Below are 13,031 nucleotides of genomic sequence, written 5' to 3'. Positions count from 1 at the left end.
GTACCGCACTTCCGTTCGTACGATGAGCCACCATGAACGCGTCCCACGAGAACGCCGCTCCGCCCGACCCCGCCGCACCGGAACTGCTGCTCCTCGGCGGGCCGTTGGGACGGCAGCTGCTCCTCACGTTCCTCGACGCGCCGGACGAGGACTGGGCCGGGGACGGCTCCGCCGCCGAGACGCTGTTCCGCGCGCTGGGACTGGGGGACGTACCGGGGTCCGGGCGGCTGGCGTACGACGTGCTGGACGGCACGTTCCGGCGGGTGGTGCCGCCGGAGGGGCGACGGCCGCGCGACGTGCCGGCCGAGGAGGTGCGGGGCGTGCTGCGCGAGCGCGTCACGCGCGGCGCCTGGCAGCGGCTGCGCGAACTGGACGAGCGGCACGCCCTGTTGGCGCTGGCCGATGTCGCGTTCCTGTTCGGCTTCCGCGGCGGCGACCCGGAGCTGTGGGAGCTGAGCGGGCGCGCCGCCGAGGAGTTGCGCCCCCTCGCCGCCGCGCTGGCCGCCTCGCCCGCCGCCGCCGGGTGGTGGGCGCCGCTGGCGCGCGCCGACCAGCGGCGGCTCGTCGTGGAGGGCCCCGGGCCCGGGGCCGCGCCGCAGGACGGCGTCGAGGCGGCCGTACGCCGCGCCATGGCGGAGGAACGCGCGCGGCACGCCGCCGGGTTGACCCGCCGCCCGCCCCCGGGACGGCGGAACGCCGGCGCCTGCTGGTGGTCGGCGCCCGGCTTCGCCCGCGGCACCGCGACGACCGGCGGGCGTCCCGGCCTGCCGAGCGTCGAGTTCGTCCGCTTCGAGGACAGCGGCTTCCCGCCGCCGAAGACCGATGTGCGGGTGGAGCGGCTGGAGATCGACCCGGCGGCGCGCGTCGCCGAGATCCGCGGTCCCGACGACTGGCGGGAGCTCGTCGCCCGCTTCCCGCGCGACGTGACGGGCACGCACGACGGCGAATGGCGCGCGTGGACCGACCGCGACGGCCCCTGGTACCTGCCCGACTGGGAGGCGCTCGCGGCGCACTACGACGGCGTGCACGTCACCGTGGGCGCCTGCCTCGCCGCGTTCGGCCTGGCACTGCCGGTCGGGGACGGCTTCACCGTCCTGGCGGGCTGGACACCGGACGCGACGGTCTGGGTACGCGACACGGCCACCTCCGTGCACACGCTCGGCCACTGGCGCGGCGACCCGGAGGACATCGCGGACTGGAACGACGTCCTGGCCCACTGGACCCCACTCCCCTGACGCCCCACGCCCCACGCCCCACGCCCCACGCCCCACGCCCCGGACGGTCGCACGACCGGTCCGCGACCACCCCCGCGACGCCGGACTTCACCACCGGCTCGCCGCACACGACCCGCTGGCCGCCCACACGACACGCCCCGGCGGACAGACGACCTCCGGCCCGCACCCGGGCGATCCGGCGACGCGGCGAGCGTGTTTCAGGGGCACGGGCAGGAAGCCGTCCCGAAGACGGACCCCGATCGGGCCGCCACCGGCGACGGCGGGCGCGTCAGGCCCGTAGCGCGGGGGCCGCCAGTTCCTGCGCCAGGTAGGCGACGGTCGTCCCGATCAGCTCGGGTACCCGGTCGGAGTTCTCGAAGATGTGCCCCGCGCCCCGCACCGGCAGGTACTCCGCCCGCACCCCGGCGGCCTCAAGCCGCGCGTGCAGCCGCTCGCTGTGCGACACGGGGACCGGCACGTCGTCGGTGCCGTGCACGAGGAGGAACGGCGGTGCGTCGGCGGTCACCTTGTTCTCCAGGCTCCACTCGGTGGCCCGCGCCCGCAGTTCGTCCGGCGGGAGGTCGCCGAAGAGCACGGCCTCCGGTCTCGCGGGGTCGGCGAGGGCGGGGGTAGCGAGGTCGTTCACCGCGTACCAGAGGGCGGCGGCGCCGATGCCGGGGTGGGTCAGGGCGGTGAGCCCGGCCAGCGTGCCCCCGGCCGACTCGCCCCAGACGCCGATCCTGCGCGGGTCGAGGCCGTAGCGGTCCGCGTGCTCGGTCAGGAACGTCACGGCGGCCCGCACGTCGTCCAGCTGCGCCGGGAAGGACGCCTCGCCCGACAGGCGGTAGTCCACGGTCGCGACCGCAAGACCAGCGGCGGTCAGCGCGTCGAAGACGGCGCCCGGCGCGACGGTCGGCGGCATGTGGCGGCGGTCGCCCTCCCAGAACGCGCCGCCGTGTATCCAGACGACCACCGGCACGGGCCCGGCCCCCGCCGGTACGTGCAGGTCGAGCAGCAGCGGCCGGTACCCGCGCCGTTCCGCGTAGGTGACCGCCTCGTGGACGACCGCGCCCTGGATCTCGGCGCGTGCGCGCGGCACGTCCGGTGTCGTTCCCATACCCCTCGCCCTCCCTGCCCCGCGGACGCAGACGCGGACGCGCCGCCGTGCCGTAACGATACGGCACGGCGGCGCGCGGAAGTGCGGGCGTCTCAGCGGCCCCGGTCGGGGCGCCACACGACGATGGCGGCGGACTGCCGCACGTCCTGGTACGGCACCAGGTCGCGCCGGTACGAGGCGTGCACCTGCGCCTCCGCCTGCCGCATGGCGAGGGCCGCGCCCTCCACGGCCTGCTGGAGTTCGGCCACCTTCGCCTGGAGGGCGGCGACCTGTGTCTCCAGCTCGATGATGCGCTTGATCCCGGCCAGGTTGATGCCCTCGTCCTGGGACAGCCGCTGCACCTGCCGGAGCAGCTGGATGTCCCGGGCCGAGTAGCGCCTGCCGCGCCCGGCGGCGCGGTCGGGCGAGACCAGGCCGAGCCGGTCGTACTGCCGCAGCGTCTGCGGGTGGAGCCCGGAGAGCTGTGCGGCGACGGAGATGACGTACACCGGGGTGTCTTCGGTCAGTTCGTAGGGATTGCCGCTCTGTCCGTGCCGGCCGTCCATCTCGTCACTCTCCCTTCGCGGCCTCGAACAGCCCTGCCCGAGGGTCCTCCCCCGCCATCGCGGTGCGGTACTCGTCCAGTGCCTTGCGCGCGTCGTCGCCCAGCTCGCGCGGTACGGCGATCTCGACGGTGACCAGCAGGTCCCCCCGGGTGCCGTCCTTGCGCACCGCGCCCTTGCCGCGCGCACGCATCGTGCGGCCCGGCGGCGTGCCGGGCGGCAGCTTCAGCGTGACGGGCGGCCCGCCGAGCGTCGGCACCTTGATCTCACCACCGAGCGCGGCCTCCGGGAAGGTCACCGGCACGGTGATCGTCAGATTGTCGCCACGCCGTCCGAAGACGGGGTGCTCGTCAACGTGGACGGTCACATAGAGGTCGCCGCCGGGGCCGCCGTGCTCACCGGGGGCGCCCTTGCCGCGCAGCCGGATGCGCTGCCCGTCGTCCACGCCCGCCGGGATGCGGACCTGCATGGTCCGCTGGCTGGTCGCCCGGCCGCTGCCGCGACAGACGGTGCAGGGGTCCTGCGCGATCAGGCCGCGGCCCTTGCAGTCCACACACGGGTCGGTGAGCGAGAAGCCGCCCCCGCCGCCCCGGCTGACCTGCCCGGTGCCGACGCACGTGGGGCACACGCGCGGCGTCCCGTTGCGGTCGCCGGTGCCCTGGCACGCCTTGCAGGCGGCGCTGGACGACATCCGCAGCGGCACCGTCGCGCCGGACACGGCCTCGGTGAAGCTGAGCGTCACCTCGGACTCGATGTCCTGCCCGCGGCGGGGCGCCGTACGGGTGCCGGTGCCCCGGTTGAAGAGGCCGCCGAAGACGTCCCCGATGCCCCCGCCGAAGCCGCCCGCCCCGCCCGTGGTGCCCCCGCCGGGGGCGCCCTGGGCGCCCCCGAACAGGTCGCTCAGGTCGAAGTTGAACTGCTGGCCGGCACCGCCGCCCGCCGCGCCCGGCCGGAAGCCGCCCGCGCCGAACAGCGCGCGGGCCTCGTCGTACTCCTTGCGGCGCTTCGCGTCGCCGAGCACGTCGTACGCCTCGGAGACGTCCTTGAACCGCTCCTCGGAGGCGGTGTCCCCCCGGTTGGCGTCCGGGTGGTTCTCCCGGGCGAGCTTGCGGTAGGCCTTCTTGATCTCGGCCTCGGTGGCGTCCCGGGGGACGCCGAGGACCTTGTAGTAGTCCTTCTCGATGAAGTCCTTGGTGCTCATCCCCGGCGTCCCTCCTTCCCTGCCCGTCCGGGTCCGGTGGCGTCAGCCCTCGTCCGGGGCACCGCCACCGTCCTTCTCCTGCGTTCCGTCGTCCTGCGCGTCCGCGGGCTTGCCCGGCTGCGGCTCGGCCACGCCCACGCGGGCGGGCCTGATGGTCCGTTCGCCGATGCGATACCCAGGCTGGAGGATCTGCACGCAGGTCGTCTCGCTGACATCCGGCGAGTAGCTGTGCATCAGCGCCTCGTGGATCATCGGGTCGAAGGGCTCGCCCTCCTTGCCGAACTGCGCGAGGCCCATCTTCGCGGCCACCACCTCAAGCGACTCGGCGACCTGCTTGAAGCCGCCGACCAGCTCGCCGTGGTCACGGGCGCGGCCGATGTCGTCGAGCACCGGCAGCAGCTCGTTCAGGAGGTTGGCGATCGCCACCTCCTTCACGGCGACCCGGTCGCGCTCCACACGGCGGCGGTAGTTCTGGAACTCCGCCTGGAGTCGCTGGAGGTCCTGCGTCCGCTCGGCGAGCGCCGTCCGCGTCTGGTCGAGCTGCGCGGTGAGCGCCGCGTCCTGGAGGCCGAGGCCCGGCAGGTCCTTGGCGTCCTTGTCGCCGAGCGCGCCGAGCCCGCCGAGGTCGCCCAGGTCCTTGAGGTCCTTCAGGTCGTCGGGGTCCCGGGCACCGGACTCCCGGGCGGCGTCCGCCGCCCCGGCCGGGGCCGCGTCGCCCCCGTCCGCCTCGGCGGAACGCCCCTCGGCGCCCGCCTCGGCGTCCTGGACCTCGTCGGGCTCCTTGCCGAAACCCTGGGGGTCCTTCGTCACGCTCCGGCACCACCCTTCGGCTTGTCGTCGTCCACGATCTCCGCGTCCACGACATCGTCGTCGGCCTGGCCGCCGGCCGCGCCGCCCGGCGCGCTCTCGGTGCCGGTGCCGCCCGCGGCCTGGGCCGCCTGCGCGTCGGCGTACAGGGCCTGGCCCAGCTTCTGGCTGGTCGCCGCGACCTTCTCGGACGCCTCGCGGATGGCCGCGGTGTCCTCGCCCTTGAGCTTCTCCTTCAGGTCGGCCACGGCCGCCTCGACCTCGTCCTTGACGTCGGCCGGGACCTTCTCCGCGTTCTCCTTGATGAAGTTCTCGGTCGTGTAGACGAGCTGCTCGGCCTGGTTGCGCGTCTCGGCGGCCTCGCGGCGGCGGGCGTCCTCGTCCGCGTACTGCTCGGCGTCGCGCATCATGCGCTCGATGTCGTCCTTCGGCAGCGCCGAGCCGCCGGTGACGGTCATCCGCTGCTCCTTGCCGGTGCCGAGGTCCTTCGCCGACACGTGCATGATGCCGTTCGCGTCGATGTCGAAGGTGACCTCGATCTGCGGCACGCCGCGCGGCGCCGGGGGCAGGCCGGTCAGCTCGAACATCCCGAGCTTCTTGTTGTAGGCCGCGATCTCGCGCTCGCCCTGGTAGACCTGGATCTGCACCGACGGCTGGTTGTCCTCCGCCGTGGTGAAGATCTCCGAGCGCTTGGTGGGGATCGTGGTGTTGCGCTCGATCAGCTTCGTCATGATGCCGCCCTTGGTCTCGATGCCGAGGGACAGCGGGGTGACGTCGAGCAGCAGGACGTCCTTGACCTCGCCCTTCAGGACACCGGCCTGGAGGCTGGCGCCGATGGCGACGACCTCGTCCGGGTTCACGCCCTTGTTGGCGTCCTTGCCGCCGGTCAGCTCGCGCACCAGCTCCGCCACGGCGGGCATGCGGGTCGAGCCGCCGACCAGGACCACGTGGTCGATCTCGGACAGCTGGATGCCGGCGTCCTTGATGACGTTGTGGAACGGGACCTTGCAGCGCTCCAGCAGGTCGGCCGTCAGCTGCTGGAACTGCGCCCTGGTGAGCTTCTCGTCCATGTGCAGCGGGCCCTCGGCCGACGCCGTGATGTAGGGCAGGTTGATGCCCGTCTCGGTGGACGAGGACAGCTCGATCTTCGCCTTCTCGGCGGACTCGCGCAGGCGCTGGAGCGCCATCTTGTCCTTGGACAGGTCCACGCCGTGGGCGTTCGCGAACTGGCGGACCAGGTGGTCCACGATGCGCTGGTCCCAGTCGTCGCCGCCGAGGTGGTTGTCGCCGTTGGTGGCCTTCACCTCGACGACGCCGTCGCCGATCTCCAGCAGCGAGACGTCGAACGTGCCGCCGCCGAGGTCGAAGACGAGGATCGTCTGGTCGTCCTTCTCCAGCCCGTAGGCGAGGGCGGCGGCCGTCGGCTCGTTGACGATGCGCAGGACGTTCAGACCGGCGATCTCGCCGGCCTCCTTGGTGGCCTGGCGCTCGTGGTCGTTGAAGTACGCCGGGACGGTGATCACCGCGTCGGTGACCTTCTCGCCCAGGTACGCCTCGGCGTCGCGCTTCAGCTTCTGGAGGATGAAGGCGCTGATCTGCTGCGGGTTGAAGTCCTTGCCGTCGAGCCCGATCTTCCAGTCGGTGCCCATGTGGCGCTTCACCGAGCGGATGGTCCGGTCCACGTTGGTGACCGCCTGGCGCTTGGCCACCTCGCCGACGAGCACCTCGCCGTTCTTCGCGAAGGCGACGACGGACGGCGTGGTCCTGGCGCCCTCGGCGTTGGTGATGACGGTGGGCTCACCGCCTTCAAGCACACTGACGACGGAGTTCGTCGTGCCCAGGTCGATGCCGACCGCACGTGCCATTTCGGTTTCCTCCAGCTGTGAGCTTGAGCGGATCTGACTCAAGACTGCCTCAGCCGGAACGCTCAGTCAAATGACCTGAGCCCGGTCGGCTCAACTCTTGTCCCACCGGGATGCTCAGGTCGGGCGCGGACCGCCCTCCGGCGCGTTCTCCGACGTGTTCTCCGGGGCGCCGAAGCAGAGCGCCAGCATCGCGACGTCGTCCTCCAGGGCGTGGGCGAAGCCCGTCAGGTCCCGCCAGACCAGGTCGATCACCCCGGCGGGCATCGGCGTGGTCCCGCCCATCAGTCCCGGCAGCCGCTCCGCCAGCGGGTAGAAGGTCCCCGCGTCGTTCCGCGCCTCGGTGACCCCGTCGGTGTAGCCGAGCAGCACGTCGCCCGCCCGCAAGGATACGGACGCCACCGCCGGTGGGCCGGCAACCTCGGAGCCGAGTCCCAGCGGCGGCGCCGACTCGGCGCCCACCTCCCGTACGCCGCCGTCCCGCAGCAGCAGCGGCGGCGGGTGCCCGCACTGCACGACACGCGCCTCGCGCCCGTCCGCCGCGTACTCGATCAGCAGCGCCGTCGCGAACAACTCCGCCCCCACCGCCTCGGCGCCAACCTCCTCCTCCGCGTCGGCCGCCTCCCCGTTCCGCGCGCCCTGCCCCGACGCGTTCTCCCTGCGCCACATCCCGCTCGCCGCGTCCACGCGCAGCCGCCGGTCGAGCCGCGCCGCCACACCCCGCAGCTCGCTCTCGTCGAGCACCGCCTCGCGGAAGGCCCCCAGGAGTGCAGCCACCGTTCCCACCGCCGCGAGCCCGTGACCGCGCACGTCCCCCACGACCGCGCGCACCCCGTACGGCCCCTCCCGCACGTCGAAGAAGTCCCCGCCCACCAGCGTCCCGATCTGGGCCGCCCGGTACAGGCCGCGGCATGTGACGGGACCCACCTGCTCCGACAGCGGCGGCAGCACCGCGCGCTGGGCCGCCTCCGCGACGTCGCGCACCAGGATCAGGTCCCGTGTGTAGCGCGACCTGACCCACGACACGAGGACGCTGAACAGCACGATCCCCGCCACCGCCGCGTCGTCACCGTCACTGATGTGCGGAGGGCGGGTGATCGGCAGGGTGAGCAGCACCAGTACGGCGGCCCCCAGCAGGGCCGTCTGGCGCGGCGAGTACACCAGGCCGCTCAGCGGCGGGAGCGCGGCGAAGAAGAACCCCAGCTGCACCCAGCTGGGCACCATCGCCTGCGTGACTCCGCCGACGACCAGCAGGACCAGCGGCAGGAAGCGCAGCCAGCGGGGCAGCGGCAGGCGCAGCAGCCCGGTGGGGTTCTCGGCGCCGGGGCCGCCGCCGCGCCCCGGGCGGGAGAGGCCGTGGACGTTCACTGTTTCCTGGCGGACGCGACCCGCAGCCGGGCCGCCTCCTCCCTGATATGGGGCAGCTCCGCGTACAGGGCGTCGCCCGGACAGTGGGTCTCCACGATGTCGCGGTGCCCCGAGATCACCGACAGATCGGCCTCCTCGCCCTCCGGCACGCGGCTCGCGTCGTTCGTCGACACCATCCGCACGTGTCCGCGCGGATCGGCCCCGGGGCGCAGTTTCCAGGCGGCCACCTGGGCGATCCCGGTGATCAGCGCGTCCGGCACGGACTCCCCGGCGAGGAAGTCGCCGAGCGCCGCGATGCCCACGCTGTCCCCGTTGAAGCCGGTGGTGTGCGCGCCCATCACATAGCGCTGGTAACCCCCGCCGCGACCCTCGTAGATGGTGCCGCACTTGTCCACCACGAAGTTGTAGCCGACGTCGTCCCACCCCATCCGGGTGACGTGGTCGGCCTGCATGGACTTCAGCATCTCGGGCGCGTCCGCGCAGTCGTAGTCGTCCGGATGGTCGGTGTGGTGGATGAAGACCGCGCGGGCGGCGCCCGTGTACGTCACCGGCTCCGTGCGCAGGTCCTCGTCCGCCCCCCAGCTGTCCCGCGTGACGACCACGGGCGCGGGCGCCTGCTGCTGCACGGGCGGCAGTATCCGCTCGGCGGCGCGCGGGCGCGACGGTTCCGCGTCGCCCGCCAGACGCGGGGCGTCCCACGTCACCAGCAGGGCGAGCGGTATGACGGCTGCCCAGACGAGCGCCCGGCGCGACCACGACCACATAGCGAAGCCCTCCCGACCCGGCCGTTCAGGGCAGGATCTTGACGGCGCTCGACCAGTTCAGGCCGAGGCGCTCCTGCGCCGCCATGTGCAGGAACTGGAAGGCCTCCAGCTCGCGTGCACGCCGCAGCGGACCCACGTCCAGCGGTCGCAGGCCGCCCGAGGCGGCCAGCTCCGCGACGGACCGCTTGGCGTCCTCGTCGTCGCCCGCGATCAGCACGTCCAGCGGCTGGCCGGCCACCCGGCCCGTCCGCAGCGTGCTCGCGAAAGTGGTGTTGAACGCCTTCACGACCGGCACGCCGGGCGCCGCCACCGCGGCGATCTCCTCGGCCGCCGAGGTCCCCGGCGGCACGGCCAGGGAGTCGAAGGTGGCGAAGTCCACCGGGTTGCAGATGTCCACGACGACCGTGCCGGCCAGCGCGCCCCCGTACTCGGCGACCGCCTCGCGCCCGGCCGGGTACGGCAGGGCCAGGACCACCAGGTCGGCGCCCTCCACCGCGTCGGAGTCGGCGGGCCGCACGTCCCCGTCGGGGGCGTCCTTGCGCAGCTCGCCCGCCAGGGCCGCGGCCTTCTCGTGCGAGTGGTCCACGAGCCGGACGGTGTGGCCGCCCGCGAGGGCGCGGGCGGCTATGCCACGGGCCATGGCGCCCGCACCGACAATCGTCACGATCATGTCCCCATGCCAGCATGGGCCCCCGGGACCCGCATCTCGGCGGGAACCGCGTACGCGCAGGTAGGGGGCGTGCGACGGGCGCGTGACGCCTGCCACGCGCCCGTGCTCAGCCCAGGGGCGCGTCCTCGCGCAGCGCGGCGAAGAGATCGCCGGCGGCGGGCTGGTCGAGGGCGAGCCGGTTCGCCCGGGTGGGGTGCGGGACCGTCGGGACGGTGTGGAACGTGAGGCCGCCGTCCGGCACGGCGCGCACGTCCGTCACCAGGCCGCGCAGCTCGTTCAGCGAGTCGAGCCCGGGATCGGCGGTGATCGCCGAGGTGACGGCCGACAGGACGGGGTAGAGCCGCGTCGGGTTGGCCAGCGTGCCCTGCGCGGTGAGCCGGTCGTAGACGAGGCCGAGGAACTCCTGCTGCCGCGCCATCCGGTTGAGGTCGCTGCCGTCGCCGACGTAGACGCGGGCGCGGACGTACGCGAGGGCCTGCTCGCCGTCGAGGAGGTGGCGGCCCGCGGGCAGGTCGTGGCCCACGTTCGGGTCGCGTTCGGCCTCCGCCAGCTCCACCTCGACGCCGCCGAGCGCGTCCACGAGGCGGGCGAAGCCGTCGAAGCCGATCACGAGGTGGTGGTCGACCCGGATGTCCGTCATCCGCTCGAACGTGCGGATCGTGCAGGCCGCGCCGCCGAACTGGTACGCCCAGTTGAACTGCGCGCGCTGCGCCCGCGTCGTGCCGCCGTCCTCGCCGCGGCAGCCCGGGATGTCCACGACGATGTCGCGCGGCACCCCGACCAGCTCGGCGCGGCGGCCGTCGCCCGACAGGTGGAGGAGCAGCACCGTGTCCGAGCGGGCGTTCCCGGTGCCGGAGCCCCAGTCGTCGCCGATGACCATGATGTTCCTGGCCTCGCCGGCGGCCGGCCTGGGGCGTTCGGCCGCGTCCTCGTCCAGCGCCTCGGCGGCGGCGTGGTCGGTGCGGATGTTGCCGTCGAGCCGCTGGTAGGCCCACAGCGCGACGCCCGCGCCGGCCGCGAGCAGTACGCCGAAGGCGAGCAGCGACCACCAGAGGACCTTCTGCCCGCGCGTCATATGGAACGCCATGTGCCCATCGTGCGCGTCCGGGCCCTGAGGCCTGTGACTTTGGGAATGATCTGCCGATACCTTCGCCCGAAAGGACCTAGACCAAAGTGGGCAGCGTAAGGGACGACCGATGGGATAAGTTACTACCTAGTAAAACTTGCCCGCCCACCTCACTCCCTCACCAACCCGCCGGGTCACGCTGCCGTCCCGAGGAGCCGTCTCATGCAACTCGCCGCGATCATCGTCTCGCTGGTGCTCACCGCGGTCGCCGTCGCCCTGATCAGCCGGGCCGTCGTACGGCTGGTGGGTGTGATCCGCCAGGGCGCCCCCGTTCCCGCGGGCACCAGGACGGACCAGCCGGGGCGGCGCACGCTGACCCTGGCCAGGGAGTTCCTCGGCCACACCCGGATGAACAAGTGGGGCGTCGTCGGCGTGGCGCACTGGTTCGTGGCCATCGGCTTCCTGACCCTCGGCCTCACCATCGTCCAGGCGTTCGGCCAGCTGTTCGCGGCGGACTGGACACTGCCGGTGCTGGGCGGCTTCCTGCCCTACGAGGTGTACGTCGAGTTCATCGCCGCCGGCACGACGCTCGGCATCCTCACGCTGATCGTGATCCGGCTCCTCAGCCTCCCCTCCCGGCCGGGGCGCAAGTCGCGCTTCACCGGCTCCACGGCCTGGCAGGCGTACTTCGTGGAATACGTCATCCTCACCATCGGCGTCTGCATCCTGCTGCTACGCGGCCTGGAAGGCGCCCTGCACCACATCGACGGATACGAGGCGGCCTACTTCGTCAGCTACCCGCTGGTCGCCGCGTTCGACGGCCTCTCCACCGGCACGCTCCAGACGCTGGTCTACCTGGTCGCGATGATCAAGCTCGCGACGACCATGGTCTGGGCCATCACGGTCGGCCTCCGCGTCGACATGAGCGTCGCCTGGCACCGCTTCCTCGCCTTCCCCAACATCTGGTTCAAGCGGAACGCGTCCGGCGCCCCGGCCCTCGGCGCCCTGCTCCCGATGACGTCCGGCGGCAAGCCGATCGACTTCGAGACGGTCTTCGAGGAGGAGGGCGGCGAGGAGACCCGGTTCGGCGCCTCGAAGATCGAGCACTTCTCCTGGAAGGGCCTGCTCGACTTCTCCACCTGCACCGAGTGCGGACGCTGCCAGTCGCAGTGCCCCGCGTGGAACACCGGCAAGCCCCTCTCCCCCAAGCTGCTCGTCATGTCGCTGCGCGACCAGGCCCACGCCACGGCCCCCTACCTGCTGGCCGGCGCGAGCGCCGCCACGCCGGACACCCCCGCCACCGGCACCCTCCCCGCCCAGGACCGGCCGCTGGTCGGCACCGCCGAGGAGCAGGGCGTCATCGACCCCGACGTCCTGTGGTCCTGCACGACCTGCGGCGCCTGCGTCGAGCAGTGCCCCGTGGACATCGAGCACGTCGACCACATCGTGGACATGCGGCGCTACCAGGTCATGATCGAGTCGGCCTTCCCCAGCGAGGCCGGCACCATGCTGAAGAACCTGGAGCGCAAGGGGAACCCCTGGGGCCTCGCCAAGAAGAAGCGCCTGGAGTGGACCAAGGAGGTCGGCTTCGAGGTGCCGGTCGTCGGCCAGGACGTCGAGTCGCTCGCGGACGTCGAGTACCTCTACTGGGTCGGCTGCGCGGGCGCCCTGGAGGACCGCGCCAAGAAGACCACCAAGGCGTTCGCCGAGCTGCTGCACATCGCGGGCGTGAAGTTCGCGATCATGGGCGGCGACGAGGCGTGCACCGGCGACTCCGCCCGCCGCCTGGGCAACGAGTTCCTGTTCCAGCAGCTCGGCGAGCAGAACGTCGCGGCCCTCGACGCGGCGGGCGCCACCCGCGTCGTCACCACCTGCCCCCACTGCTTCAACACGATCGCCAACGAGTACCCCCAGCTCGGCGGCGCGTACGAGGTCGTCCACCACACCCAGCTGCTCCAGCACCTCGTGGACGAGGGCAGGCTCGTGCCCGTCACCCCCGTCGAGGGCCTGATCACCTACCACGACCCCTGCTACCTCGGCCGCCACAACAAGGTCTACACCCCGCCCCGTGAGATCATCGGCAAGGTCCCCGGCCTGCGGAACGAGGAGATGCACCGGCACAAGGAGCGCGGCTTCTGCTGCGGCGCCGGGGGCGCGCGCATGTGGATGGAGGAGCGCATCGGCAAGCGGATCAACGACGAGCGCGTGGACGAGGCCCTCTCCCTCGACCCGGACATCATCTCCACCGCCTGCCCCTTCTGCCTCGTCATGCTCAGCGACTCCGTGAACGGCAAGAAGAGCGCCGAAGCCGCCAAGGAGTCCCTGCGCGTGGTCGATGTGGCGCAACTCCTGCTGGAATCCGTCCGGACGGAGGCACTCCCCGGCGACCACACCACTCCGGAGGCGGTACGTTCATAGGC

Annotated in this window: 11 protein-coding genes; 2 read left to right on the top strand and 9 right to left on the bottom strand. The window is 72.8% G+C overall.

Going from position 1 to position 13,031, the window contains the following annotated elements; translation table 11 throughout:
- The first annotated feature begins 32 nt into the window (after window positions 1–32).
- Complete coding sequence (locus ACL02R_RS13820; protein WP_412797180.1) at window positions 33–1,235, top strand: hypothetical protein; 1,203 nt, start codon at window positions 33–35, stop codon at window positions 1,233–1,235.
- A 268-nt stretch (window positions 1,236–1,503) separates the two neighbouring features.
- Here ACL02R_RS13820 and ACL02R_RS13815 read toward each other — a convergent pair whose 3' ends face one another.
- From ACL02R_RS13815 to ACL02R_RS13775, 9 genes are all read right to left on the bottom strand, one after another.
- On the bottom strand, window positions 1,504–2,331 hold the full coding sequence (locus ACL02R_RS13815) for an alpha/beta hydrolase fold domain-containing protein (RefSeq protein ID WP_412797179.1): 828 nt from the start codon (window positions 2,329–2,331) through the stop codon (window positions 1,504–1,506).
- A 92-nt stretch (window positions 2,332–2,423) separates the two neighbouring features.
- Entirely contained in the window at window positions 2,424–2,876 is a 453-nt protein-coding gene (locus ACL02R_RS13810; protein ID WP_362957323.1) for a heat shock protein transcriptional repressor HspR, read from the bottom strand.
- 4 nt (window positions 2,877–2,880) lie between these two features.
- Complete coding sequence (gene dnaJ, locus ACL02R_RS13805; protein ID WP_412797178.1) at window positions 2,881–4,074, bottom strand: molecular chaperone DnaJ; 1,194 nt, start codon at window positions 4,072–4,074, stop codon at window positions 2,881–2,883.
- Between the two features lie 42 nt (window positions 4,075–4,116).
- Window positions 4,117–4,884, bottom strand: coding sequence for a nucleotide exchange factor GrpE (grpE, locus tag ACL02R_RS13800; protein WP_412797177.1), 768 nt, complete (start codon window positions 4,882–4,884; stop codon window positions 4,117–4,119).
- Window positions 4,881–6,746 carry a molecular chaperone DnaK gene (gene dnaK, locus ACL02R_RS13795; RefSeq protein ID WP_362957314.1) on the bottom strand — a complete coding sequence of 622 codons (1,866 nt, stop codon included), beginning with the start codon at window positions 6,744–6,746 and terminating at the stop codon, window positions 4,881–4,883. Before dnaK ends, grpE begins: the two co-directional genes overlap by 4 nt.
- A 114-nt stretch (window positions 6,747–6,860) precedes the next feature.
- Window positions 6,861–8,111, bottom strand: coding sequence for a PP2C family protein-serine/threonine phosphatase (locus ACL02R_RS13790; protein WP_412797176.1), 1,251 nt, complete (start codon window positions 8,109–8,111; stop codon window positions 6,861–6,863).
- On the bottom strand, window positions 8,108–8,875 hold the full coding sequence (locus ACL02R_RS13785; protein ID WP_412797175.1) for a peptidoglycan recognition protein: 768 nt from the start codon (window positions 8,873–8,875) through the stop codon (window positions 8,108–8,110). Before ACL02R_RS13785 ends, ACL02R_RS13790 begins: the two co-directional genes overlap by 4 nt.
- Before the next feature lie 25 nt (window positions 8,876–8,900).
- Window positions 8,901–9,545, bottom strand: coding sequence for an NADPH-dependent F420 reductase (locus ACL02R_RS13780; RefSeq protein WP_412797174.1), 645 nt, complete (start codon window positions 9,543–9,545; stop codon window positions 8,901–8,903).
- A 106-nt stretch (window positions 9,546–9,651) separates the two neighbouring features.
- Window positions 9,652–10,632, bottom strand: a complete 981-nt coding sequence (locus ACL02R_RS13775; RefSeq protein ID WP_412797173.1) for an LCP family protein — start codon at window positions 10,630–10,632, stop codon at window positions 9,652–9,654.
- Window positions 10,633–10,833: 201 nt separating this feature from the next.
- Here ACL02R_RS13775 and ACL02R_RS13770 point away from each other — a divergent pair, with 201 nt between their 5' ends.
- Window positions 10,834–13,029 carry a (Fe-S)-binding protein gene (locus ACL02R_RS13770; RefSeq protein ID WP_412797172.1) on the top strand — a complete coding sequence of 732 codons (2,196 nt, stop codon included), beginning with the start codon at window positions 10,834–10,836 and terminating at the stop codon, window positions 13,027–13,029.
- The last annotated feature ends 2 nt before the right edge of the window (window positions 13,030–13,031 follow it).

Source organism: Streptomyces sp. MS19, from assembly GCF_047200595.1.
Taxonomy (GTDB): domain Bacteria; phylum Actinomycetota; class Actinomycetes; order Streptomycetales; family Streptomycetaceae; genus Streptomyces.
This window is presented reverse-complemented; position numbering and strand designations above follow the sequence as displayed.